The 23,870-nt window shown below is 65.4% G+C and carries 22 protein-coding genes; 20 read left to right on the forward strand and 2 right to left on the reverse strand.

The features are described 5' to 3' along the window. Nucleotides 1–229: 229 nt before the first annotated feature. Both fabA and fabB read left to right on the forward strand, forming a co-directional pair. A complete protein-coding gene (fabA, locus tag ACYRGX_RS14970; RefSeq protein WP_473053256.1) occupies nt 230–745 on the forward strand; it encodes a 3-hydroxyacyl-[acyl-carrier-protein] dehydratase FabA in 516 nt (171 codons plus the stop codon). A gap of 11 nt (nt 746–756) precedes the next feature. Beyond that, nucleotides 757–1,974: a beta-ketoacyl-ACP synthase I gene (gene fabB / locus ACYRGX_RS14975; RefSeq protein WP_473053257.1), complete on the forward strand. Its 1,218-nt coding sequence runs from the start codon at nt 757–759 to the stop codon at nt 1,972–1,974. A 63-nt stretch (nt 1,975–2,037) separates the two neighbouring features. Here fabB and ACYRGX_RS14980 read toward each other — a convergent pair whose 3' ends face one another. Together ACYRGX_RS14980 and ACYRGX_RS14985 are read right to left on the reverse strand one after the other, a co-directional pair. Then, nucleotides 2,038–2,502 carry a DUF3859 domain-containing protein gene (locus ACYRGX_RS14980; protein WP_473053258.1) on the reverse strand — a complete coding sequence of 155 codons (465 nt, stop codon included), beginning with the start codon at nt 2,500–2,502 and terminating at the stop codon, nt 2,038–2,040. Nucleotides 2,503–2,570: 68 nt separating this feature from the next. Then, nucleotides 2,571–3,578: an amidohydrolase family protein gene (locus ACYRGX_RS14985; protein WP_473053259.1), complete on the reverse strand. Its 1,008-nt coding sequence runs from the start codon at nt 3,576–3,578 to the stop codon at nt 2,571–2,573. Between the two features lie 138 nt (nt 3,579–3,716). Between ACYRGX_RS14985 and purB the strand changes: the two genes are divergently transcribed. The 18 genes from purB to nuoM all read left to right on the forward strand — a co-directional run bounded on the left by purB (nt 3,717) and on the right by nuoM (nt 23,865). Further along, nucleotides 3,717–5,087 (forward strand): adenylosuccinate lyase, encoded by a 1,371-nt coding sequence (purB, locus tag ACYRGX_RS14990; protein WP_473053260.1) that lies wholly within the window; start codon nt 3,717–3,719, stop codon nt 5,085–5,087. 81 nt (nt 5,088–5,168) lie between these two features. Then, entirely contained in the window at nt 5,169–6,335 is a 1,167-nt protein-coding gene (locus ACYRGX_RS14995; RefSeq protein ID WP_473053261.1) for a ribosomal protein uL16 3-hydroxylase, read from the forward strand. Continuing rightward, the gene (locus ACYRGX_RS15000) at nt 6,328–6,750 is read left to right on the forward strand and encodes a GNAT family N-acetyltransferase (protein WP_473053262.1); all 423 of its coding nucleotides are present in this window, start codon (nt 6,328–6,330) and stop codon (nt 6,748–6,750) included. Before ACYRGX_RS14995 ends, ACYRGX_RS15000 begins: the two co-directional genes overlap by 8 nt. A 10-nt stretch (nt 6,751–6,760) precedes the next feature. Next, nucleotides 6,761–7,414 (forward strand): DUF7931 domain-containing protein, encoded by a 654-nt coding sequence (locus ACYRGX_RS15005; RefSeq protein WP_473053263.1) that lies wholly within the window; start codon nt 6,761–6,763, stop codon nt 7,412–7,414. Between the two features lie 23 nt (nt 7,415–7,437). Continuing rightward, complete coding sequence (locus ACYRGX_RS15010) at nt 7,438–8,154, forward strand: secretin N-terminal domain-containing protein (RefSeq protein ID WP_473056701.1); 717 nt, start codon at nt 7,438–7,440, stop codon at nt 8,152–8,154. Nucleotides 8,155–8,604: 450 nt separating this feature from the next. After that, nucleotides 8,605–10,197: an isocitrate lyase gene (locus tag ACYRGX_RS15015; RefSeq protein WP_473053264.1), complete on the forward strand. Its 1,593-nt coding sequence runs from the start codon at nt 8,605–8,607 to the stop codon at nt 10,195–10,197. Between the two features lie 303 nt (nt 10,198–10,500). Further along, nucleotides 10,501–10,914, forward strand: a complete 414-nt coding sequence (locus ACYRGX_RS15020) for an NADH-quinone oxidoreductase subunit A (protein WP_473053265.1) — start codon at nt 10,501–10,503, stop codon at nt 10,912–10,914. Between the two features lie 10 nt (nt 10,915–10,924). Next, complete coding sequence (locus tag ACYRGX_RS15025) at nt 10,925–11,599, forward strand: NuoB/complex I 20 kDa subunit family protein (RefSeq protein WP_473053266.1); 675 nt, start codon at nt 10,925–10,927, stop codon at nt 11,597–11,599. Between the two features lie 70 nt (nt 11,600–11,669). Continuing rightward, nucleotides 11,670–13,451: an NADH-quinone oxidoreductase subunit C/D gene (gene nuoC / locus ACYRGX_RS15030; RefSeq protein ID WP_473053267.1), complete on the forward strand. Its 1,782-nt coding sequence runs from the start codon at nt 11,670–11,672 to the stop codon at nt 13,449–13,451. A gap of 2 nt (nt 13,452–13,453) precedes the next feature. Continuing rightward, a complete protein-coding gene (gene nuoE / locus ACYRGX_RS15035; protein WP_473056702.1) occupies nt 13,454–13,954 on the forward strand; it encodes an NADH-quinone oxidoreductase subunit NuoE in 501 nt (166 codons plus the stop codon). Next, nucleotides 13,951–15,300 (forward strand): NADH-quinone oxidoreductase subunit NuoF, encoded by a 1,350-nt coding sequence (gene nuoF / locus ACYRGX_RS15040; protein ID WP_473053268.1) that lies wholly within the window; start codon nt 13,951–13,953, stop codon nt 15,298–15,300. Before nuoE ends, nuoF begins: the two co-directional genes overlap by 4 nt. A gap of 115 nt (nt 15,301–15,415) precedes the next feature. After that, nucleotides 15,416–18,127, forward strand: coding sequence for an NADH-quinone oxidoreductase subunit NuoG (gene nuoG / locus ACYRGX_RS15045; protein WP_473053269.1), 2,712 nt, complete (start codon nt 15,416–15,418; stop codon nt 18,125–18,127). Further along, nucleotides 18,124–19,116: an NADH-quinone oxidoreductase subunit NuoH gene (nuoH, locus tag ACYRGX_RS15050; RefSeq protein WP_473053270.1), complete on the forward strand. Its 993-nt coding sequence runs from the start codon at nt 18,124–18,126 to the stop codon at nt 19,114–19,116. Before nuoG ends, nuoH begins: the two co-directional genes overlap by 4 nt. A 10-nt stretch (nt 19,117–19,126) precedes the next feature. Beyond that, nucleotides 19,127–19,672 carry an NADH-quinone oxidoreductase subunit NuoI gene (gene nuoI / locus ACYRGX_RS15055; protein WP_473053271.1) on the forward strand — a complete coding sequence of 182 codons (546 nt, stop codon included), beginning with the start codon at nt 19,127–19,129 and terminating at the stop codon, nt 19,670–19,672. Continuing rightward, nucleotides 19,669–20,169 carry an NADH-quinone oxidoreductase subunit J gene (gene nuoJ, locus ACYRGX_RS15060; protein WP_473053272.1) on the forward strand — a complete coding sequence of 167 codons (501 nt, stop codon included), beginning with the start codon at nt 19,669–19,671 and terminating at the stop codon, nt 20,167–20,169. Before nuoI ends, nuoJ begins: the two co-directional genes overlap by 4 nt. Continuing rightward, the gene (gene nuoK / locus ACYRGX_RS15065; RefSeq protein WP_473056703.1) at nt 20,169–20,477 is read left to right on the forward strand and encodes an NADH-quinone oxidoreductase subunit NuoK; all 309 of its coding nucleotides are present in this window, start codon (nt 20,169–20,171) and stop codon (nt 20,475–20,477) included. Before nuoJ ends, nuoK begins: the two co-directional genes overlap by 1 nt. Next, nucleotides 20,474–22,318 (forward strand): NADH-quinone oxidoreductase subunit L, encoded by a 1,845-nt coding sequence (gene nuoL, locus ACYRGX_RS15070; protein WP_473053273.1) that lies wholly within the window; start codon nt 20,474–20,476, stop codon nt 22,316–22,318. Before nuoK ends, nuoL begins: the two co-directional genes overlap by 4 nt. Nucleotides 22,319–22,329: 11 nt before the next feature. Continuing rightward, entirely contained in the window at nt 22,330–23,865 is a 1,536-nt protein-coding gene (gene nuoM / locus ACYRGX_RS15075; protein ID WP_473053274.1) for an NADH-quinone oxidoreductase subunit M, read from the forward strand. Nucleotides 23,866–23,870: the final 5 nt, after the last annotated feature.

Here is a 23,870-nt window from a genome sequence, read left to right on the forward strand (position 1 = left end):
GCACCGCCTGTAACACAAGGTCGTGCTGGAGAAGGCAATTGACCCCCGAGCAGTGGTAGAGTGCCGCACACGCTGAGGGCGACGGCTACCCAGGGGTGGCTGCGGCCCTCCCAGTGAACACCCGTACTCGCAAGCTGTGACTTATCGCGCAGGCGCACAGTCCAATCACCAAACTGCCCCCAGGGGCACAAGATTCCGGCTCGCGCCGGGCATTACCGAAGGAGCTCGCATGACCAAACCACACGCCTATTCCCGGGAGGACCTCCTGCGCTGCGCCCGTGGCGAGCTGTTCGGTCCGGGTAATGCGCAACTGCCCGCCCCGAACATGCTGATGATCGACCGGATCAGCCACATCAGCGAACAGGGCGGCAAGTATGGCAAGGGCGAAATCGTCGCTGAGCTCGATATCAGCCCCGACCTGTGGTTCTTCGGCTGCCACTTCGAAGGCGATCCGGTCATGCCCGGCTGCCTGGGCCTGGATGCCATGTGGCAACTGGTCGGCTTCTACCTGGGCTGGCAGGGCAACCCCGGCCGCGGCCGTGCGCTAGGCTCGGGCGAAGTGAAGTTCTTTGGTCAGGTGCTGCCCACCGCGAAGAAGGTCACCTATAACATTCACATCAAGCGCACCATCAGCCGCTCGCTGATCCTGGCCATCGCCGATGGCAGCGTGAGCGTCGATGGCCGCGAAATCTACAGCGCCGAAGGCCTGCGGGTCGGCCTGTTCACTTCCACCGACAGTTTCTGAAGGACTTGCTCATGCGTCGCGTCGTCATTACCGGCCTCGGCATCGTTTCCTGCCTCGGCAGTGACAAGGCCACCGTCTCCGCCAGCCTGCGCGCCAGCCGCCCAGGTATTCGCCACAATCCGGAATATGCCGAGATGGGCCTGCGCAGCCACGTCTCCGGTTCCGTAGACCTGGACCTGGAGTCGCTGATCGATCGCAAACTGTTCCGCTTCATGGGCGATGCGGCGGCCTACGCCTATCTCTCCATGCAGCAGGCCATCGCTGATGCGGGGCTGAGCGAAGAGCAGATTTCCAACCCGCGCGTCGGCCTGATCGCCGGCTCCGGCGGCGCCTCCACCTTCAACCAGATGGAGGCCATCGACATCCTGCGCGAGAAGGGCGTGAAACGCGTCGGCCCGTACCGGGTAACCCGCACCATGGGCAGCACCGTATCCGCCTGCCTGGCTACGCCGTTCAAGATCAAGGGCGTGAATTTCTCAATTTCTTCCGCCTGCGCCACCAGCGCCCACTGCATCGGCGCCGCCATGGAGCAGATCCAGTTGGGTAAGCAGGACATGGTCTTCGCCGGCGGCGGTGAGGAAGAGCACTGGAGCCAGAGCTGCCTGTTCGACGCCATGGGTGCGCTGTCCACGCAGTACAACGACTCGCCGGAAAAGGCCTCCCGCGCCTACGACGCCAAGCGTGACGGCTTCGTCATCGCCGGCGGTGGCGGCATGGTGGTGGTCGAAGAGCTCGAGCACGCCAAGAAGCGCGGCGCCAAGATCTACGCTGAAATCGTCGGCTACGGCGCCACCTCCGACGGCTACGACATGGTCGCCCCCAGCGGCGAAGGCGCCCTGCGCTGCATGCAGCAGGCGCTGAGCACCGTCGCGGCGCCCATCGACTACCTGAACACCCACGGCACCTCGACTCCCGTCGGCGACGTCGCGGAAATCAAGGCCGTGCGCAACATGTTCGGTGACCAGGCCCCGGCGATCAGCTCGACCAAGAGCCTCTCCGGCCACTCGCTGGGCGCTGCCGGCGTGCAGGAAGCGATCTACTGCCTGCTGATGCTGGAAGGCAATTTCATGGCCGGTTCGGCGAACATCGACGAACTCGACCCGGAAGTCGGCGACCTTCCGATCCTGCGCGAAACCCGCGAGAACGCGAAGATCGACACCGTGATGAGCAACAGCTTCGGCTTCGGCGGCACCAACGCCACGCTGGTGCTGCAGCGTTACAAGGACTGATCCGGTCCGCTCGGAAAAACGGCGCCCTCGGGCGCCGTTTTTCGTTGTGCGGGAGCATCCTGTTCAACGCACTTCAAAACGCTCATCGGCAAGCTTGCGGTCGCCCTGGAAGACCATGAAGTGCCATTCACCCGGCACCAGTTCGTGGCGCTCGCTGAACTCGAAGGCCATCACGTCCTGCTCGGCTTCCGGCGCCAGCTTCTGCACCACCTCGAACTTGTCATGCCGCTGGCCATCCGGCGTTACGACCCCAGGCGTCAGGTACAGAAGGGTCAGCGGCGTATCCTCGGCGCGCTTGCCAAGCAGGTGGTAGCGCAGACCGAAGCGCACGCCCAGGCGCGCAGGAATCTCGTGGGTCTGCTGCATCTCGCGACCGCCCTGCCCCAGCAGCCGCTCGCCCGGCGCTAGCTCGCGCGTGGGGTTTTCGAACAGGCCGAACTCGACCGGCCCCTGCACACGCACCTCGGCCTGCGCCAGGCCGGCACAGGCCGAAAGCGCGACAGCCAGGGCGTAGCGGTATTTCTTCATGACGACTCTTCCTTGCGGGGGATGATGCGGCGCAAGGCTATGACAGCCACATGACGATGCGATGACGCTCAGCGCGCCCGCCGCGGCAGCACAGCGAGGAAGTTGTCCCTCGCTACTTGGCGCGCCACGGATGCAGGCAGCGCGTCGAGGAACGGATCGAACGCGGACAGGTACTCGCCGAGTCGATCGAAGCGTCCCACCGCATCCGAGCCGATCATGAAGCGCGTCGGATGCCGCTCGACCAAGGCCAGCCAGTCCGCATCCGGATGGCCGTCGGTATCCAGCAGGTAGGGCTCGAGCACCGTCCAGGACAGATCGACATAGAGGTTGGGGTAGTCGTCCAGCAGCCGCGCGAGCAGCGGCAGGAGGAAGTCCAGCTTTTCCTGGTGACGATGGATCTCCGCGCTGGTGCCGGCATGCGCCCAGATGATGCGGGTGTGCGGATGATTGCGCAGCGCCTCCTCCAGTTCCGCCAGATACAGCGGATTGCGCTCGCGTTTGGAGGTGACGTTGGCGTGCAGCAGCACCGGCAGATCGTACTCGGCGGCCAGGTGGTAGATGGCCTTCATCGCCTCGTTGTTGGCCCGCGGCGTGTCGCCCTGGGTCAGCGCGGTGAGGTCGTCATGCCGGGTGAACACCTCGCCGATACCCTGCCACAGCCGAGGGTCCAGTTCGAGGGCCTTGCGCACCAGGTCGGCGGCATTGCGGTCGACGGGATTGAAGCCGGAGAGGAACGGATGCACGCGCTGGCGTTGAGCCGGCGTCATCTGCCGCACGGCGGCGGCCAGCAGGCTGTCGGTGGCGCTGTACCAGTAGGCTGGCGCATCGTCACCGGCGTAATAGCGCGGTCGCTTGGGCTCATCCTCGTGCCACTTCTTCACCACCGGAATGCCCGCCAGCATGGCGTGCTCGATGCCGGCAGCATCCAGCGCAGCGAACAACGCATCGTTGCCGTCGCTGTCCTGGAAGAAGTCGACATAGTGCAGGTGAGCGTCACTGTAGCGGTAATCACGGGCGTGGGCGGGCAAGACGCAGGCCGCGAGCAGCAAGGCGGCGGCAAGAGCGAAACGAGGCAAGGCTGTCCTCCATGGCAGGTCATGCATCCGACCCGCAGCGACCGACGGCGTTCCCATCCGCGCCAGGCACCCCGAAGCCCCCGGCTTTCATGTATGATATGCGCCCTTATTTTCGCACCCGACAGCCGAGAACGCCCCATGCAGCTTTCCTCGCTCACCGCCGTGTCCCCCGTCGACGGACGCTACGCCGGAAAAACCGCAGCCTTGCGGCCGATCTTCAGCGAATACGGCCTGATCCGTTGCCGCGTCCTGGTCGAGGTCCGCTGGCTGCAGCGTCTCGCCGCGCACCCAGGCATCGGCGAGGTCCAGCCCTTCTCGGCATCGGCCCAGGCACTGCTCGACGCGCTCGCCAGCGACTTCCAGCTCGAGCACGCCGAACGCGTGAAGGCCTTCGAGCGCACCACCAACCATGACGTCAAGGCCGTGGAATACCTGCTCAAGGAGCAGGCCCAGGCGCTGCCGGAGCTGGCCAAGGTCAGCGAATTCATCCACTTCGCCTGCACCAGCGAGGACATCAACAACCTGTCCCACGCGCTGATGCTGCGCGAAGGTCGCGACGACGTGCTGCTGCCGCTGATGCGCCAGATCGCCGACGCCATCCGCGCGCTGGCGGTGGACTTCGCCGACGTGCCGATGCTCTCGCGCACCCACGGCCAACCCGCCTCGCCCACCACCCTGGGCAAGGAACTGGCGAACGTCGTCTACCGCCTGGAGCGGCAGATCGCACAGGTCGCCGCGGTGCCGCTGCTGGGCAAGATCAATGGCGCGGTGGGCAACTACAACGCGCACCTGTCGGCCTACCCGGAAGTGGACTGGGAAGCCAACGCCCGCGAGTTCATCGAGAACGACCTGGGCCTGAGCTGGAACCCCTACACCACGCAGATCGAACCGCACGACTACATCGCCGAGCTGTTCGACGCCATCGCCCGCTTCAACACCATCCTCATCGACTTCGACCGCGATGTCTGGGGCTACATCTCGCTCGGCTACTTCAAGCAGAAGACCGTCGCCGGCGAAATCGGCTCTTCGACCATGCCGCACAAGGTCAACCCGATCGACTTCGAAAACTCGGAAGGCAATCTGGGCATCGCCAACGCGCTGTTCCAGCACCTGGCCAGCAAGCTGCCGATCTCCCGCTGGCAGCGCGACCTGACCGACTCCACGGTGCTGCGCAACCTGGGTGTCGGCTTCGCCCACAGCGTCATCGCCTACGAAGCCAGCCTCAAGGGCATCGGCAAACTGGAGCTCAATGCCGCGCGCATCGCCGAAGACCTGGACGCCTGCTGGGAAGTGCTGGCCGAGCCGGTGCAGACGGTCATGCGTCGCTATGGCATCGAGAATCCCTATGAAAAGCTCAAGGAACTGACCCGTGGCAAGGGTATTTCCGCCAGCGCCCTGCAGACTTTCATCGACACACTGGAGCTGCCGGACACTGCCAAAGCCGAACTACGCGCCCTGACCCCAGCGAACTACATCGGCAATGCCGTCGCCCAGGCCAAGCGCATCTAAGTTCAAAGCGCCGACTTTCACGCCCGGCCACGCCGGGCGTTTTTCATTCCCCCACGGCTCCGAGGAGCCCAGGTTAGACCGATGAATCCGGACCTCCCCCTGCAACTGCTTGGCGGCATCAGCGCTCGCGAATTTTTGCGCGACTATTGGCAGAAGAAACCCCTGCTGATTCGCCAGGCCATCACCGACTTCGAGAGCCCGATCAGCCCCGACGAACTGGCCGGCCTCTCACTGGAAGAAGAGGTCGAGTCACGCCTGGTGCTCGAACACGGCAAGCAGCCCTGGGAGCTGCGCCGCGGCCCCTTCGAGGAAGACACCTTCAGCAGCCTGCCCGAGCGCGACTGGACCCTGCTGGTGCAGGCCGTCGACCAGTTCGTCCCGGAGGTCGCCGAACTCTTCGAGCAATTCCGCTTCCTGCCCAGCTGGCGCCTGGATGACCTGATGATCAGCTACGCCGCGCCCGGCGGCGGCGTCGGTCCGCATTTCGACAACTACGACGTGTTCCTTCTGCAGGCACAAGGTCAGCGTCGCTGGCGCATCGGCCAGATGTGCGATACCGCAAGCCCGATGCTCGACCACGCCGACCTGCGCATTCTTTCGGAATTCTCCCAGAGCGGCGACTGGGTGCTCGAGCCTGGCGACATGCTCTACCTCCCGCCGCGCCTGAGCCATTTCGGCACCGCGGTGGACGAGTGCATGACCTACTCGATCGGCTTCCGCGCCCCTTCGGCGGCCGAGGTGCTGACCAATTTCACCGACTTCCTCGCCCAGTTCACCAGCGACGAAGACCGCTACGCGGACCCCGACATCGAAGTGCCCAGCGATCCGCACCAGATCCAGCAGGATGCCCTGGAGCGCCTCAAGGCCCTGATCGCGGAGCACATGGGCGACGAGCGTCTGCTACTGACCTGGTTCGGCCAGTTCATGACCGAGCCGCGCTATCCGGAACTGGTCACCGGCAGCGAGATCGACGAGGCCGAGTTGCTCGGCGCCCTGGAGGATGGCGCGGTGCTGTTGCGCAACCCCAGCGCACGCCTGGCCTGGTCGGAGGTGGACCTCGGCGTACTGCTCTTCGCCAGCGGCCAGAGTCGCCTGCTGCCGGAGCGCCTGCGCGAACTGCTGCGCCTGATCTGCTCCGCCGACGCGCTGCATGCCCAGAACCTGGCCGATTGGCTGGGCGACGAGGATGCCCGTCTGCTGTGCCTCGAACTGGTCCGCCAGGGCAGCCTGGAATTCGCCGATGAATGACATCCAGGTCCGTCTCGCCGACTGGCATCGGGATCAGGACGAACTGCACCGTATCCGCGAAGCCGTGTTCATCATCGAGCAGGGTGTACCGCCAGAGCAGGAATGGGACGCCGACGACGAAAGCGCAATACACTTTCTGGTGTACGATGGCAACTATCCGGTAGGTACCGCTCGTCTTCTTTCCGATGGTCATATCGGCCGCGTTTGCATACTGCGCGAATGGCGTGGTCTGGGCGTCGGCGATGCCCTGCTGCAAGCGGTCATCGAGGAAGCCGAGAAGCGAGGCCTGAGCAGGCAGACGCTCAGCGCACAGTCGCAAGCCGTTCCGTTCTACCAACGCCTGGGTTTCCAAGAGACAGGCGAGGAGTTCCTCGAAGCTGGTATTCCCCATGTAGACATGTCTAGGAGCAGTTAAGGAGTCGCTCTTGAAAGCACGTTTCTTCAGTCGTGATCCGGGCAGTAGAGATAAGGACGCACAAGGTCGGGACCAGGCGATAGATTTCCAGCCCTCTGGATCATCGCCGATTCGCAGCCCCGCTGCTTCGCCACAGCGCCGGCAATCGTCGGCCCAAGAGCCGCCCGCTTACCGCCTGGGCGGTTCCGGTGCCTCGCTGAACCTGGCCAGCATGGACGAGCTGCGCGACCATGCCAGCTCGCTGATGTCTCAGGCACGGCGCCATATCTGTATCTACACCGACGACCTGGAAGCCTGGCTCTACGACCAGCCCTCCATCGAGAAGGCGTGCAGCAATTTCCTCATCTCGCGACCGCAGAACACCCTGCAGTTGCTGGTACGCGATTCCTCCCGCGCCAGCCGCGAAGGCCATCGCCTGATCCGCCTGGCGCGCAAGCTGACCAGCAACTTCCAGGTTCGCAAGATCAATCCGAACTATGATCAGTTCGCTGGCGCCTTTCTCGTCGTGGATGATTGCGGCGTGCTGTTGCGCAACCGCACCAGCAGCATCCACGGCGAAGTCCATTACGATTCCACGGCCATCGCTCGTCGGCACCTGACAGTCTTCGAGCGAACCTGGGAACGCGCCCTCGCCGACCCGAACCTGCGGAGCTTCGTCCTGTGAGAACTCTCCTCGCCGCACTGCTGATGACCACGAGCCTGGCAGCGCAGGCGGCGACCGAGGTCCTTCCGCTGAACTACCGCAGCGCCGAAGAGCTGGCGCCGATCGTGCGCTCCGTGCTCGGCGATGCCGGGCGTGTCGAAAGCTACGGCAACCAATTGATCGTCAATGCGCCCGCCGGACGCATCGAAGAGGTCCGCCAACTGCTCGGCGAGCTCGATACCGCACCACGCCGGTTACTGATCAGCGTCGAGACCCGTCGTGGCGCCGGCGCCAGCGAGCAGGGGCTGGGGTTGAACAGCAACGGCGTGCGGATCATCCGCAACAGCACCGAGCAGGCTGGCGAGGGTGTCCAGCGGGTTCAGGCCAGCGAGGGCTACCCGGCGCTCATCCAGCTCGGCCAGAGCGTGCCACTGGAGATCACCCGCCAGGACGTCTACGGGCGCCCCTACCAGGACACCGAGTACCGCGATCTCTCCCGCGGTTTCTACGCCACGGCGCAGGTGCGCGGCAATAACGTCGACGTCACCATCAGCACCCAGCAGGATCGCCAAGGCCGCCAGCCTGGCGTCATCGAAACCCAGGGCGCGCAGACCCGTGTCAGCGGGCCTCTCGGACAGTGGCTGGAACTCGGGGGCGCCAGCCAGGGCCAGGCCGCCGACTCCAGCGGTCTGGTGCATCACTACAGCACCAGTTCCGACGAAGATCTTTCACTTCGCCTCAAGGTCGAACTCCTCGAGTGACCGGCCAGTCGTCTCGCAACTATGTAGTGCAGTAAAAAAAACACTACAAAACCGTTGACGACGGCTCTTTCCCCATCGCATGATGAACTCGCTCCCGCTAGCCAGGGACCTTTTGCAGGGTCCCCGCAGCACGCCGAAAAGCCTTCGGCGCACTGTGTGTCAGACGCCCCACAAGGCGCGTTCGACTTGGACGGCGACTGGCGAGAAGTTGTCCTGAGGGACGGGGAAGCAAGATTCATCAAGGCTCACGGCGTAATACGGGCAACACGGCAACCCTGCCGGATTGGCACCGATGCGGTAGGCGAACGCCCTGCCCGAACGCCTGGCAACCCCACTCTCTCGACAACCTTCCACCAGCCTCCGTCCCAACCGAATGCGTCTAGCCTGCGGCGTCACGCATGACTACGTGTAGTGGGAAATCCGGTGCCACAACATATAGGAAGGTTCAGCATGTCGTACAAAGACGAGATCAACGCCATCGCAGCTCTGAAGGATCGGGCCGGCAGCGCATGGAGCGCCATCAACCCGGAATACGCGGCGCGCATGCGCGTACAGAACCGCTTCCACAGCGGCCTGGACATCGCCCGCTACACCGCGGCGATCATGCGTCGCGACATGGCCGCGTACGACGCCGACACCAGCCTCTACACCCAGTCGCTGGGCTGCTGGCATGGCTTCATCGGTCAACAGAAGATGATTTCCATCAAGAAGCATCTGAAGACCACCAACAAGCGCTACCTCTACCTCTCCGGCTGGATGATCGCCGCACTGCGTTCCGAGTTCGGCCCGCTGCCGGACCAGTCGATGCACGAGAAGACTGCGGTGCCCGGACTGATCGAGGAGCTCTATACCTTCCTGCGCCAGGCCGATGCCCGCGAGCTGGGCGGACTGTTCCGCGAACTCGATGCCGCCCTGGCCGCTGACGACAATGCGCGCGCCAGTGCCGTGCAGCAGCAGATCGACGGCTTCGAGACCCACGTGGTGCCGATCATCGCCGACATCGATGCCGGCTTCGGTAACGCCGAGGCGACCTACCTGCTGGCGAAGAAGATGATCGAAGCCGGGGCCTGCTGCATCCAGCTCGAGAACCAGGTCTCCGACGAGAAGCAGTGCGGTCACCAGGATGGCAAGGTCACCGTGCCCCACGCGGACTTCATCGCCAAGATCAATGCCGTGCGCTACGCCTTCCTCGAGCTGGGGGTCGACGACGGAGTGATCGTCGCCCGTACCGACTCTCTGGGCGCGGGTCTGACCAAGCAGATCGCCGTCACTGAAAAACCCGGCGACCTGGGCGACCTCTACAATTCCTTCCTCGACTGCGAGGAAGTGTCCACCGAGCAACTGGGCAACGGTGATGTGCTGATCAAGCGCGACGGCAAGCTGCTGCGTCCCAAGCGCCTGGCCAGCGGTCTGTTCCAGTTCCGCAAGGGCAGTGGTGAGGATCGCTGCGTGCTGGATTGCGTCACCTCGCTGCAGAGCGGCGCCGATCTGCTGTGGATCGAGACCGAAAAACCGCACATCGGTCAGATCAAGGCGATGGTCGACCGTATCCGCGAAGTCGTGCCCAACGCCAAGCTGGTCTACAACAACAGCCCTTCGTTCAACTGGACGCTGAACTTCCGTCAACAGGTGTTCGATGCCTGGGAAGCCGAAGGCCGGGACGTTTCCGCCTACGATCGCGCCAAGCTGATGAGCGCCGAATACGACGCCAGCGAGTTGGCGCAACTCGCCGACGAGCGCATTCGCACCTTCCAGCGCGATGCCTCGGCGCAGGCTGGCATCTTCCATCACCTGATCACCCTGCCGACCTACCACACGGCGGCGCTGTCCACGGACAATCTGGCCAAGGGCTACTTCGCCGAGGAAGGCATGCTCGCCTACGTCAAGGGCGTGCAGCGTCAGGAGATCCGCCAGGGTATCGCCTGCGTCAAGCACCAGAACATGGCGGGCTCGGACATGGGCGACGACCACAAGGAGTACTTCGCCGGTGAGGCCGCGCTCAAAGCCGGTGGCAAGGACAACACCATGAATCAGTTCCACTGATTGGGTCCCGGGGCCGGTCACGGCCCCGTTCAACGCCCCCGGAGCGGTTGCCCGGGGGCGTCGTTTTATCCAGTGCACGAAACGCTTTCGCGCAGACCCGGCAAAAGGGAACTAAGGTCGTTGTTGGGAAAACTCACCAAGAGGCCGAGGCTCTGCAATGCAACTTGAAGCCGCACATCAAGTTAAAAAAGTCACTGCGACAAATTTACTTACACGAAAAGTAGGGCGTAGAATGATGCCCCATAAATGGGCGGTTGAGCCGACCCTCAGAATTTCAAAGCCGTTCCTTACAAGGAGTCCGGCATGCCTGATGTAGTCCCCGCCAACGCCCAGTATTGGGGCCTGGCCATTTTCGTACTCGGCGTATTCGGTCTGTGCGCCTTCATGCTTGGCGTCTCTAGCCTGCTCGGTGGCAAGGCTTGGGGGCGCAGCAAGAACGAACCCTTCGAATCGGGCATCGTCCCTACCGGCAGCGCGCGACTGCGCCTGTCCGCCAAGTTCTATCTGGTCGCCATGCTCTTCGTCATCTTCGACGTGGAAGCCCTGTATCTCTTCGCCTGGTCCGTGTCCGTTCGTGAGAGCGGTTGGGCCGGTCTCATCGAAGCTACCGTTTTCATAGCAATTCTGTTGGCGGGTCTTGTTTATCTCTGGCGCGTGGGGGCCCTTGACTGGTCGCCCGCCGCACGCCGCGTGCGACAGGCGAAGCTGAAACAATGAGGCTTTGGCGATGCAATACAAACTCACCCGGATCGACCCGGAGGCGGCCAACGACCGCTACCCGGTCGGCGAGCGGGAAACCGTGCCCGATCCCCTGGAGGGGCAGGTTCACCGCAACATCTTCATGGGTAAGCTCGAAGACGTCCTGAACGGTGCCGTCAACTGGGGTCGCAAGAACTCCCTGTGGCCGTACAACTTCGGACTCTCCTGCTGCTACGTGGAGATGACCACCGCCTTCACGGCGCCCCACGACGTTGCGCGCTTCGGCGCCGAAGTCATCCGTGCATCACCGCGTCAGGCCGACTTCATGGTCATCGCGGGCACCTGTTTCATGAAGATGGCGCCGGTCATCCAGCGCCTCTATGAGCAGATGCTCGAACCCAAATGGGTGATTTCCATGGGCTCGTGCGCCAATTCCGGCGGCATGTACGACATCTACTCGGTCGTCCAGGGCGTGGACAAGTTCCTCCCCGTCGACGTCTACATCCCCGGCTGCCCTCCCCGGCCCGAAGCCTTCCTGCAGGGGCTGATGCTGTTGCAGGAATCCATCGGACAGGAACGCCGCCCGCTCTCCTGGGTCGTTGGCGATCAAGGCGTGTATCGCGCCGAGATGCCGTCCCAGCGTGAACAGCGCCGCGAACAGCGTATCCAGGTCACCAACCTGCGCAGCCCCGACGAAGTGTGACGCCGCCGGGAGGCCTGCGGCCGCCCGCGATTTCCCACTTCACCCGATGTAGACCGATGGCGACGAGACCATGACGGCAGACAACGCGCTGTACATTCCGCCCTACAAGAGCGACGACCAGGACGTGGTCGTCGAGCTGCAACAACGTTTCGGTAACGAGACCTTCCAGGTCCAATCCAGCCGCACCGGCATGCCGGTGCTCTGGCTGCCCCGCGAGCGCCTGATCGAGGTGCTCGCCTTCCTCCGCCACTTGCCGCGCCCCTACGTGATGCTCTACGACCTGCACGGCGTGGACGAGCGTCTGCGTACCCAACGGCGCGGCCTGCCGGAGGCCGATTTCACGGTGTTCTACCACCTGCTGTCGATCGAGCGTAACAGCGACCTGATGCTCAAGATCGCGCTGCGCGAAGGCGACCTCAGCGTACCCAGCGCGACCTCGGTGTACCCCAACGCCAACTGGTACGAGCGCGAAGTCTGGGACATGTACGGCGTCGACTTCCCCGGCCACCCGCACCTGACGCGCATGCTGATGCCACCGACCTGGCAGGGCCACCCGCTGCGCAAGGACTACCCGGCACGCGCCACCGAGTTCGATCCGTACGCGCTGTCTGCCGCCAAGCAGGACCTGGAGCAGGAAGCCTTGCGTTTCAACCCCGAGGACTGGGGCATGCGCCGTGGCGGCGAGCACGAGGACTTCATGTTCCTCAACCTCGGCCCCAACCACCCCTCGGCGCACGGGGCCTTCCGCATCATCCTGCAGCTCGACGGCGAGGAGATCGTCGATTGCGTGCCGGAGATCGGCTACCACCACCGCGGCGCCGAGAAGATGGCCGAGCGGCAGAGCTGGCACAGCTTCATTCCCTACACCGACCGCATCGACTACCTCGGCGGGGTGATGAACAACCTGCCCTACGTGCTCTCGGTGGAGAAGCTCGCCGGCATCACCGTGCCGTCGCGGGTCGAGTTCATCCGCGTGATGATGGCGGAGTTCTTCCGCATCCTGAACCACCTGCTGTACCTGGGCACCTACATCCAGGACGTCGGCGCCATGACCCCGGTGTTCTTCACCTTCACCGACCGCCAGCGCGCCTACAAGGTGGTTGAGGCGATCACCGGCTTCCGCCTGCATCCGGCCTGGTACCGCATCGGCGGTGTCGCCCACGACCTGCCGCGCGGCTGGGATCGCCTGGTGCGCGAGTTCCTCGACTGGATGCCCAAGCGTCTCGACGAATACGAAAAGGCCGCGCTGAAGAACAGCATCCTCAAGGGCCGCACCCAGGGCGTGGCGGCCTACAACACCGCCCAGGCGCTGGAATGGGGCGTCACCGGCGCCGGTCTGCGCGCCACGGGGCTGGACTTCGACCTGCGCAAGGCGCGCCCGTACTCCGGCTACCAGCACTTCGAGTTCGAGGTGCCTCTGGCCGCCAACGGCGACGCCTACGACCGCTGCATGGTGAAGATGGGCGAGATGCGCGAAAGCCTGAAGATCATCGAGCAGTGCTGGAAGCACATGCCCGAAGGGCCCTACAAGGCCGATCACCCGCTGACCACGCCGCCGCCCAAGGAACGCACGCTGCAGCACATCGAGACCCTCATCACGCACTTCCTGCAGGTGAGCTGGGGCCCGGTGATGCCGGCCAACGAGGCGTTCCAGATGATCGAGGCGACCAAGGGCATCAACAGCTACTACCTGACCAGCGACGGCAGCACCATGAGCTACCGCACGCGTATCCGTACGCCCAGCTTCGCCCACCTGCAGCAGATCCCCTCGGTGATCCGCGGCAGCATGGTGCCCGACCTGATCGCCTACCTGGGCAGCATCGATTTCGTGATGGCCGACGTGGACCGCTGATGATGACCGACACGACCCTGATCCAGACCGACCGTTTTGCCCTCAGCGACACCGAGCGCACGGCCATCGAACACGAAATGCACCACTACGAGGACCCGCGCGCCGCGAGCATCGAAGCGCTGAAGATCGTCCAGAAGCAGCGCGGCTGGGTACCCGATGGCGCCATTCCGGCCATCGCCGAAGTGCTCGGCATTCCCGCCAGCGACGTCGAGGGCGTAGCCACCTTCTATAGCCAGATCTTCCGTGTACCGGTCGGTCGCCACGTGATCCGCGTGTGCGACAGCATGACCTGCTACATCGGCGGCCACGAAAGCATCCTCGAACGGGTCAAGCAGACGCTCGGCATCGTCCCCGGCCAAACCACCGGCGATGGCCGCTTCACCCTGCTGCCGGTGTGCTGCCTGGGGAACTGCGACAAGGCCCCGGCGATGATGATCGACGACGACACCTTCGGCGACGTACGCGCCGATGCCCTGGCGCAACTGCTGGAGGCTTACCCATGACGCTCGCATCCTTCGGTCCGGTCAACGCCACCACGCGCACACCGGAAACCCACCCGCTGACCTGGCGCCTGCGCGACGACGGCCAGCCGGTATGGCTGGACGAGTACCAGGCGAAGAATGGCTACGCCGCGGCGCGCCAGGCGCTGACGTCCATGGAGCCGGCCGGCATCGTCCAGGCCGTGAAGGACTCCGGCCTCAAGGGCCGCGGCGGCGCTGGCTTCCCCACCGGTGTGAAGTGGGGACTGATGCCGGCGGACGAATCGCTGAACATCCGCTACCTGCTGTGCAACGCCGACGAGATGGAGCCCAACACTTGGAAGGATCGCCTGCTCATGGAGCAGCTACCGCACCTGCTGGTGGAAGGCATGCTGATCTCCGCACGGGCGTTGAAGGCCTACCGCGGCTACATCTTCCTGCGCGGCGAGTACGTCGACGCAGCGCGCCACCTGAACCGCGCCATCGAGGAAGCCAAGGCCGCCGGCCTGCTCGGCCAGAACATCCTCGGCAGCGGATTCGACTTCGAGCTGTTCGTGCATACCGGCGCCGGACGTTACATCTGCGGCGAGGAAACCGCGCTGATCAACTCGCTGGAAGGCCGCCGCGCCAATCCGCGCGCCAAGCCGCCGTTCCCCGCCGCCGTTGGCGTCTGGGGCAAGCCGACCTGCGTGAACAACGTCGAGACGCTGTGCAACGTACCGGCGATCGTCAGTAATGGCACCGACTGGTACAAGTCGCTCGCCCGTCCCGGCAGCGACGACCACGGCACCAAGCTGATGGGCTTCTCCGGCAAGGTGAAGCGTCCCGGCATCTGGGAGCTGCCGTTCGGCATCAGCGCCCGCGAGCTGTTCGAGGACTACGCCGGCGGCATGCGCGACGGCTACCGTCTGAAATGCTGGCAGCCCGGCGGCGCCGGCACCGGCTTCCTGCTTCCCGAGCACCTCGAGGCACAGATGTACGCCGGCGGCATCGGCAAGGTGGGCACGCGCATGGGCACGGGCCTTGCGCTGGCCGTGGACGACTCGATCAACATGGTCTCGCTGTTGCGCAACATGGAAGAGTTCTTTGCCCGCGAGTCCTGCGGCTGGTGCACGCCCTGTCGCGACGGCTTGCCGTGGAGCGTGAAGCTGTTGCGCGCGCTGGAGAAAGGCGAAGGCCAGCCTGGCGACGTGGAGACGCTCGAAGAGCTGTGCCGCTTCCTCGGCCCCGGCAAGACCTTCTGCGCCCACGCCCCCGGCGCGGTGGAGCCGCTGGGCAGCGCGATCAAGTACTTCCGCGAGGAGTTCGACGCCGGCATCCACCAGGCCGTCGGCGAACCGCATCCGTCGCGCGTCGAGACGCTGCAATGAATCGCGCTCGCCGCGTCGCTCCGGGAAGTTGGCCACGGCCATTGCCCCGGCCGCGCGGCGAGCGCCCAGGATTTCCCATTAGCAGACCCGCGCCAGCGGGTAAGAAGAACTAGCCATGGCCACTATTCATGTAGACGGCAAAGCCTACGAGGTCGACGGCGCGGACAACCTGTTGCAGGCCTGTCTGTCCCTCGGGCTCGACATTCCCTACTTCTGCTGGCACCCGGCGCTGGGTAGCGTCGGTGCCTGCCGCCAGTGCGCGGTTAAGCAGTACGCCGACGAAAACGACACCCGCGGCCGTCTGGTCATGTCCTGCATGACCCCCGCGACCGACAACAGCTGGATCGCCATCGAAGACGAGGAAGCCAAGCAGTTTCGCGAAAGCGTCGTCGAATGGCTGATGACCAACCACCCGCACGACTGCCCGGTGTGCGAGGAAGGCGGTCACTGCCACCTGCAGGACATGACGGTGATGACCGGCCACAGCCGCCGGCGCTACCGCTTCACCAAGCGCACCCACCAGAACCAGGAGCTCGGTCCGTTCATCGCCCACGAGATGAACCGCTGCATCGCCTGCTATCGCTGCGTGCGCTACTACAAGGACTACGCCGGCGGCACCGACCTGGGCGTCTACGGTGCCCACGACAACGTCTACTTCGGGCGTATCGAGGACGGCACCCTGGAGAGCGAGTTCTCCGGCAACCTCACCGAGGTCTGCCCCACCGGGGTATTCACCGACAAGACCCACTCCGAGCGTTACAACCGCAAGTGGGACATGCAGTTCGCCCCGAGCATCTGCCACGGCTGCTCCAGCGGCTGCAACACCAGCCCCGGCGAGCGCTACGGCGAAGTCCGGCGCATCGAGAACCGCTTCAACGGCGCGGTGAACCACTATTTCCTCTGCGACCGCGGTCGCTTCGGCTACGGCCATACCAACCGCGAGGACCGTCCGCGCCAACCGCGCCTGGCCGATGGCCGTACCCTGGAGCTGGATGCCGCGCTGGACCAGGCCGCCGAGCTGCTCGCCGGCAAGCGCGTGCTCGCCATTGGCTCGCCCCGCGCCAGCCTGGAGAGCAACCACGCGCTGATGGAACTGGTCGGCCGCGAGAATTTCTACAGCGGCATCGGCGAACATGAACTGAGCTGCCTGCGCCAGGTGCTGCAGGTGCTCGAGGCGAGTCCGCTGCCGAGCCCGTCGATCCGCGACATGGAAGCCCACGATGCCGTCTTCGTCCTCGGCGAGGACCTGACCCAGACCGCCGCGCGCATCGCCCTCGCCCTGCGCCAGGCCGCCCGCGGCCGTGCCACGGAGATCGCCGCGTCGGCGAAGATCCAGGACTGGCACCAGGCGGCGATCCAGAATGTCGCCCAGCACGCGCTGAACCCCGTGTTCATCGCCAGCCTCGATGAGACGCGCCTCGACGACATCGCCACGCAGACCGCCCACGCCGCGCCCGAAGACCTGGCACGCCTGGGCTTCGCCGTGGCCCATTACATCGACGTCAATGCGCCCCACGTGGTCGGCCTGGATGACGAGGCGCTGGGCTTCGCCCGCGCAGTAGCCGATGCGCTGCTCGCCGCCAAACGGCCGCTGGTGGTCTCCGGCGCCTCACTGGGCCATCCGGCGCTGGTGGAGGCCGCCGCGAACATCGCCAAGGCCCTGCACGCCCGGGAGAAAGCCGGCTCGCTGTCGCTGGTGGTCGCCGAGGCCAACAGCCTGGGCGTTGCCCTGCTCGGAGGCGACTCCGTGGAAGCGGCTCTGGCGCGCCTGTCCTACGGCAATGCCGACGCTCTCGTAGTGCTGGAGAACGACCTCTACCGCCGCGTCGACCCGACGTTGGTGGACAAGGCCCTGGAGAAAACCCAGGCACTGGTCGTCGTCGATCACCAGGCCACCGCCACCGTCGCGCGTGCAGCCCTCGTACTGCCAGCCGCCAGCTTCGCCGAAGGCGACGGTACCCTGGTCAGCCAGGAGGGCCGCGCCCAGCGCTTCTTCCAGGTCTTCGACCCGGCCTACTACGATCCAGCCAACCGCGTCCGCGAAAGCTGGCGCTGGCTGCACGCGCTGCACAGCACGCTGCAGAATCGACCGGTGGACTGGACCCTGCTCGATCACGCCACCGCCGCCGCCGCGCAGGCCAATCCGAAGCTCGCCGGCATCGTCGATGCGGCGCCCTCGGCCGCCTTCCGCATCAAGGGCCTCAAGCTGGCACGCGAACCGCACCGCTACAGCGGGCGCACGGCGATGCGCGCCAACCTCAGCGTGCATGAGCCGCGCCAACCGCAGGACCCGGACAGCGCCTTCGCCTTCTCCATGGAAGGCTATGCCGGCAGCGCCGAACCCCGTCAGCAGATTCCCTTCGCCTGGTCGCCGGGCTGGAACTCGCCGCAGGCCTGGAACAAGTTCCAGGATGAGGTCGGCGGGCATCTGCGCGCCGGCGATCCGGGCGTACGCCTGATCGAGCCGGCGGGCGACCGCCTGGCCTGGTTCCCGGTAGTGGCGCCGTTCGCCGCCGTTGCCGGTGAATGGCGCGCCGTACCGCTGCACCAGCTGTTCGGCAGCGAGGAGCTCAGCGGCCGCGCCGCACCGATCCAGGCCCGCGGTCCGCAGCCCTTCGTCGCCCTCGGCGAGGAAGATGCCGCGCGACTCGGCCTGAACGACGGCGCCCAGGTCGAACTGCAGATCGCCGGCACGCGCCTGAATCTGCCCCTGCAGATTCACGCCGCATTGGCCAGCGGCGTGCTCGGGCTGCCGCCGGGGCTCGGCGAGATTCCCGCCAACCTCGCGGGCCTGAGCGTCGCGCATCTGCAGGAGGCTGCCCGATGAGCTGGTTCACACCCGAAGTCATCGCGGCCATCGTCGCCGTGCTCAAGGCCATCGTCATCCTCCTTGCCGTGGTGGTCTCAGGCGCCCTGCTGAGCTGGGTCGAGCGGCGCCTGCTAGGGCTCTGGCAGGACCGCTACGGTCCCAACCGGGTCGGTCCGTTCGGCGCGTTCCAGCTGGGCGCGGACATGCTCAAGATGTTCTTCAAGGAGGACTGGACGCCACCGTTCGCCGACAAGCTGATCTTCACCCTGGCGCCGGTGGTGGCGATGAGCGCGCTGCTGCTGGCCTTCGCGGTGGTGCCGATCACCCCGACCTGGGGCGTCGCGGACCTGAACATCGGCGTGCTGTTCTTCTTCGGCATGGCCGGGCTCGCGGTCTACGCGGTGCTCTTCGCCGGCTGGTCGAGCGCCAACAAGTTCGCCCTGCTCGGCAGCCTGCGCGCCTCGGCGCAGACCATCTCCTACGAGGTGTTCATGGCCCTGGCGCTGATGGGCGTGGTAGCCCAGGCGGGCACCTTCAACCTGCGCGGGATCGTCGATTACCAGGCCCAGCACCTGTGGTTCATCATTCCGCAGTTCATCGGCTTCATGACCTTCTTCGTCGCCGGCGTGGCGGTCACCCACCGCCATCCGTTCGACCAGCCGGAGGCCGAGCAGGAGCTCGCCGATGGCTACCACATCGAATATGCCGGGATGAAATGGGGCATGTTCTTCGTTGGCGAATACATCGGCATCGTGCTGGTTTCGGCGCTGCTGGTGACGCTGTTCTTCGGCGGCTGGCACGGCCCCTTCGGGCTGCTGCCGCAGATCCCCTTCATCTGGTTCGCGCTGAAGACCGCGTTCTTCATCATGATCTTCATCCTGCTGCGCGCGTCCCTGCCGCGGCCGCGCTACGACCAACTGATGGCCTTCTGCTGGAAGTTCTGCCTGCCGCTGACCCTGTTGAACCTGCTGGTGACCGGTGCGCTGGTCCTGGCCGCGGCCCCGTGAGGAGCGTTCGATGAAATACATCCTGCACGTGCTGCACGGCACCTTCACCCAACTGCGCAGCCTGGCGATGGTCTTCAGCCACGCCTGGCGCAAGCGCGACACCCTGCAGTACCCGGAAGAACCGGTGTACCTGCCGCCGCGCTACCGCGGACGCATCGTGCTGACCCGCGACCCCGACGGCGAGGAGCGCTGCGTGGCCTGCAACCTCTGTGCGGTGGCCTGCCCGGTGGGCTGCATCTCCCTGCAGAAGGCGGAGAAGGACGACGGCCGCTGGTACCCGGAGTTCTTCCGCATCAACTTCTCCCGCTGCATCTTCTGCGGACTCTGCGAAGAGGCCTGTCCAACCACCGCGATCCAGCTCACCCCGGACTTCGAGATGGGCGAGTTCAATCGCCAGGAACTGGTCTACGAAAAGGAAGACCTGCTGATCTCGGGCCCCGGCAAGTACCCCGACTACAACTTCTACCGCGTCGCCGGCATGGCCGTGGCCGGCAAGCCCAAGGGCGCCGCGCAGAACGAAGCCGAGCCGATCAACGTCAAGGGACTGCTGCCATGAGCATCGCTTTCTACCTGGCGGCGGCGGTGGCCGTCGTCGCGACCTTCCGGGTCATCACCCACAGCAATCCGGTGCATGCCCTGCTCTACCTGATCGTCTCGCTGCTGGCGGTCTCCATGTGCTTCTTCGCCCTCGGCGCGCCCTTCGCCGGCGCCCTGGAGATCATCGTCTACGCCGGCGCCATCATGGTGCTGTTCGTCTTCGTGGTGATGATGCTCAACCTCGGGCAGACCTCCATCGACCAGGAAAGACGCTGGCTCACGCCCGGCGCCTGGGCCGGTCCCGGACTGCTTTGCGCACTGCTGCTGGTGCAACTGCTGTACGTGCTGATCGGCCACGGCAACGGTGCCGCCGCCGGCCAGGTCACGGTGGACGCCAAGGCGGTCGGCATCGCCCTGTTCGGCCCTTACCTGCTGGCCGTCGAGCTGGCTTCGATGCTGCTGCTGGCGGCGCTGGTCGCCGCCTTCCACCTGGGACGTCAGGAGGCCAAGGAATGATCGACGCAATCCCCATGGAACACGGCCTGGCGTTGGCCGCCGTGCTCTTCTGCCTGGGACTGACCGGGCTGATGGTGCGCCGCGACATCCTCTTCGTGCTGATGAGCCTGGAGGTGATGATGAACGCTGCCGCACTGGCCTTCGTGGTCGCCGGGGCGCGCTGGGCGCAGGCCGACGGGCAGATCATGTTCATCCTGATCATCACCCTGGCCGCCGCCGAAGCGTCCATCGGCCTGGCGATCCTGCTGCAGTTGTATCGCCGCTTCAACACCCTGGATATCGACGCCGCCAGCGAGATGCACGGATGAACGCACTCCTCCTCACCCTGATCTTTCCCCTGGCGGGCTACCTGATCCTCGCCTTCTCCCGCGGGCGCCTGAGCGAAAACGCCGCGGCCACCGTCGGCGTCGGCTCGGTCGGCCTGTCGGCCCTGGTGACCGCCTGGATCATCGTCCAGTTCAACGTCAACCCGCCGGCCGATGGCGTGTTCAGCCAGGTGCTCTGGCAGTGGATCGGCGTCGAAGGCTTTTCCGCGAACTTCGCCCTGCACCTGGACGGCCTGTCGCTGACCATGCTCGGCGTAGTCACCGGCGTCGGCTTTCTGATTCACCTGTTCGCCAGCTGGTACATGCGCGGCGAAGAAGGCTATTCACGCTTCTTCGCCTACACCAACCTGTTCGTATTCAGCATGTTGCTGCTGGTGCTGGGCGACAACCTGCTGCTGCTGTACTTCGGCTGGGAAGGCGTGGGCCTGTGCTCCTACCTGCTGATCGGCTTCTATTACAGCGAGCGGCAGAATGGCAACGCGGCGCTCAAGGCCTTCATCGTCACCCGCGTCGGCGACGTGTTCATGGCCTTCGGCCTGTTCATTCTGTTCGTCCAGCTGGGCACGCTGAACATCGCGCAACTGCTGGAACTGGCGCCGCAACGCTTCGCCGCGGGCGATCTGTGGATGAACCTCGCGGCCCTGGCGCTGCTCGGCGGCGCGGTCGGCAAGTCGGCGCAGTTGCCGTTGCAGACCTGGCTGGCCGACGCCATGGCCGGCCCGACGCCGGTCTCGGCACTGATCCACGCGGCGACCATGGTCACCGCCGGCGTCTACCTGATCGCACGCACCCACGGCCTGTTCCTGCTGGCACCGGAGGTGCTGGAGCTGGTCGGCATCGTCGGTGGCGTGACCCTGGTACTGGCCGGCTTCGCCGCGCTGGTGCAGACCGACATCAAGCGCATCCTCGCCTACTCGACCATGAGCCAGATCGGCTACATGTTCCTCGCCCTGGGCGTCGGCGCCTGGGATGCGGCGATCTTCCACCTGATGACCCACGCCTTCTTCAAGGCGCTGCTGTTCCTCGCGTCCGGCGCGGTGATCCTCGCCTGCCACCACGAGCAGAACATCTTCCGCATGGGCGGGCTGTGGAAGCGCCTGCCGCTGGCCTACGCCAGCTTCGTGGTCGGGGGCTCGGCACTGGCGGCACTGCCGTTGCTCACCGCCGGCTTCTACTCCAAGGACGAGATCCTCTGGGAGGCCTTCGCCAGTGGCCACTCGGCACTGCTCTACGCGGGCCTGGCCGGCGCCTTCCTGACCTCGATCTACACCTTCCGCCTGATCTTCATCGTCTTCCATGGCAAGCCCCAGGGCGAGGCCCATGCGGGACACGGCATCAGTCATTGGCTGCCGCTGGCGGTGCTGATCGTGCTGTCGACCTTCGTTGGCGCGCTGATCACGCCACCGCTGGCCGGTGTGCTGCCGGAAAGTGCCGGACACGCCGGCGGCGCCGCGCAGCACGCGCTGGAGATCGCTTCCGGCGCCATCGCCCTGGCCGGCATCGTCCTCGCCGCGCTGCTGTTCCTCGGTGAGCGGCGCCTGGTGACGCGCATCGCGCAAAGTGCGCCCGGCCGTTTCCTGGGCGCCTGGTGGTACGCCGCCTGGGGCTTCGACTGGCTCTACGACAAACTCTTCGTGCAGCCCTACTTGCTGCTCTGCCGACTGCTGGCGCGCGACCCGATCGACCGCGGCATCGGCCTGGTGCCGCGCCTGGCGCGTAGTGGCAACGCCGCCACGGTACGCAGCGAAAGCGGGCGCGTGCGCTGGTACGCCGCTTCGCTGGTCGCCGGCGCGGTGGTCGTCCTGGCCCTGGCACTGATCTAAGGAAGACATTCATGATTCTGCCCTGGCTCATTCTCATCCCGATCATCGGCGGCCTGCTGTGCTGGGCCGCCGAGCGCCACAGCACGACGCTGCCGCGCTGGATCGCCCTCGCCTCGATGTCCCTGGTGCTGCTGCTCGGCCTCTGGCTGTGGGCCACCGGCGACTACTCGCTGGCCCCCTCTCCGGACGCCGCCAGCGTCTGGACGATGGAGTTCAAGCACGTCTGGATCGCCCGCCTGGGGATCAACTTCCACCTCGCACTGGACGGCCTGTCGCTGCTGATGGTGCTGCTCACAGGCCTGCTCGGGGTGCTCTCGGTGCTCTGCTCCTGGCACGAGATCCAGCGCCACGTCGGCTTCTTCCACCTCAACCTGATGTGGATTCTCGGCGGCGTGATCGGCGTATTCCTGGCGCTGGACCTGTTCCTGTTCTTCTTCTTCTGGGAAGTGATGCTGGTCCCGATGTACTTCCTCATCGCGCTCTGGGGCCACAGTGCCACCGACGGCAAGATGAGCCGCATCAACGCCGCCACCAAGTTCTTCATCTTCACCCAGGCCAGCGGCCTGATCATGCTGGTGTCGATCCTGGCCCTGGTACTGCTCAACTACCAGGCCACCGGGGTGTTCACCTTCGACTACGAGTTGCTGCTCAAGGCGCGCTTCCCGGCCGAGGTGGAATACCTGCTGATGCTCGGCTTCTTCGTCGCCTTCGCAGTGAAGTTGCCCGTGGTGCCGGTACACTCCTGGCTGCCGGATGCCCACGCCCAGGCGCCCACCGCTGGCTCCGTGGACCTCGCAGGCATCCTGCTGAAGACCGCCGCCTACGGCCTGCTGCGCTTCGCCCTGCCGCTGTTCCCCAACGCCTCGGCGGAGTTCGCGCCGATCGCCATGACGCTGGGCCTGATCGGCATTTTCTACGGCGCCATCCTGTCCTTCGCGCAGACCGACATCAAACGCCTGGTGGCCTACTCCAGCGTCTCGCACATGGGCTTCGTGCTGATCGGCATCTACTCCGGCAGCCCGCAGGCGCTGCAAGGTGTGGTGGTGCAGATGGTCGCCCACGGGCTCTCCGCCGCCGGGCTGTTCATCCTCTGCGGCCAGCTCTACGAGCGCCTGCACACCCGTGACTTCCGCGAAATGGGCGGCCTTTGGGCGCGCATGCCCTGGCTGCCGGCACTGTCGCTGTTCTTCGCCGCCGCCTCGCTGGGCCTGCCCGGCACCGGCAACTTCGTCGGCGAGTTCCTGATCCTCATGGGCGCCTTCGCCAGCGTGCCGTGGATGGTGGTGATCGCCACCTTTGGTCTGGTGTTCGCCTCGGTCTACTCGCTGATCATGATCCATCGCGCGCACTTCGGCCGCCCCAACGGGGACGGCGCCAGCATCCGCGGGCTGGATACCCGCGAGCTGACGATGGTCCTCGGCCTGGCACTGTTGCTGGTGTTGCTCGGCGTTTACCCGCAGCCGGTGCTGGATGCCTCGGCGGCGAGCATGGATGGTGTCCGCCAGTGGCTGGGCACGGCTTTCTCCCAACTGGTTTCGGCACGGTAGGCGCG

This window comes from Pseudomonas sp. R4-15 (genome assembly GCF_055768815.1).

What these genes read in the sequence shown, in the direction of transcription:
- fabA (WP_473053256.1), top strand. Translation starts at nt 230, where the DNA reads ATGACCAAACCACACGCCTATTCCCGGGAGGACCTCCTGCGCTGCGCC.
- fabB (WP_473053257.1), top strand. Translation starts at nt 757, where the DNA reads ATGCGTCGCGTCGTCATTACCGGCCTCGGCATCGTTTCCTGCCTCGGC.
- ACYRGX_RS14980 (WP_473053258.1), bottom strand. Translation starts at nt 2,502, where the DNA reads ATGAAGAAATACCGCTACGCCCTGGCTGTCGCGCTTTCGGCCTGTGCC.
- purB (WP_473053260.1), top strand. Translation starts at nt 3,717, where the DNA reads ATGCAGCTTTCCTCGCTCACCGCCGTGTCCCCCGTCGACGGACGCTAC.
- ACYRGX_RS14995 (WP_473053261.1), top strand. Translation starts at nt 5,169, where the DNA reads ATGAATCCGGACCTCCCCCTGCAACTGCTTGGCGGCATCAGCGCTCGC.
- ACYRGX_RS15000 (WP_473053262.1), top strand. Translation starts at nt 6,328, where the DNA reads ATGAATGACATCCAGGTCCGTCTCGCCGACTGGCATCGGGATCAGGAC.
- ACYRGX_RS15010 (WP_473056701.1), top strand. Translation starts at nt 7,438, where the DNA reads ATGACCACGAGCCTGGCAGCGCAGGCGGCGACCGAGGTCCTTCCGCTG.
- ACYRGX_RS15015 (WP_473053264.1), top strand. Translation starts at nt 8,605, where the DNA reads ATGTCGTACAAAGACGAGATCAACGCCATCGCAGCTCTGAAGGATCGG.
- ACYRGX_RS15020 (WP_473053265.1), top strand. Translation starts at nt 10,501, where the DNA reads ATGCCTGATGTAGTCCCCGCCAACGCCCAGTATTGGGGCCTGGCCATT.
- ACYRGX_RS15025 (WP_473053266.1), top strand. Translation starts at nt 10,925, where the DNA reads ATGCAATACAAACTCACCCGGATCGACCCGGAGGCGGCCAACGACCGC.
- nuoC (WP_473053267.1), top strand. Translation starts at nt 11,670, where the DNA reads ATGACGGCAGACAACGCGCTGTACATTCCGCCCTACAAGAGCGACGAC.
- nuoE (WP_473056702.1), top strand. Translation starts at nt 13,454, where the DNA reads ATGACCGACACGACCCTGATCCAGACCGACCGTTTTGCCCTCAGCGAC.
- nuoF (WP_473053268.1), top strand. Translation starts at nt 13,951, where the DNA reads ATGACGCTCGCATCCTTCGGTCCGGTCAACGCCACCACGCGCACACCG.
- nuoG (WP_473053269.1), top strand. Translation starts at nt 15,416, where the DNA reads ATGGCCACTATTCATGTAGACGGCAAAGCCTACGAGGTCGACGGCGCG.
- nuoH (WP_473053270.1), top strand. Translation starts at nt 18,124, where the DNA reads ATGAGCTGGTTCACACCCGAAGTCATCGCGGCCATCGTCGCCGTGCTC.
- nuoI (WP_473053271.1), top strand. Translation starts at nt 19,127, where the DNA reads ATGAAATACATCCTGCACGTGCTGCACGGCACCTTCACCCAACTGCGC.
- nuoJ (WP_473053272.1), top strand. Translation starts at nt 19,669, where the DNA reads ATGAGCATCGCTTTCTACCTGGCGGCGGCGGTGGCCGTCGTCGCGACC.
- nuoL (WP_473053273.1), top strand. Translation starts at nt 20,474, where the DNA reads ATGAACGCACTCCTCCTCACCCTGATCTTTCCCCTGGCGGGCTACCTG.
- nuoM (WP_473053274.1), top strand. Translation starts at nt 22,330, where the DNA reads ATGATTCTGCCCTGGCTCATTCTCATCCCGATCATCGGCGGCCTGCTG.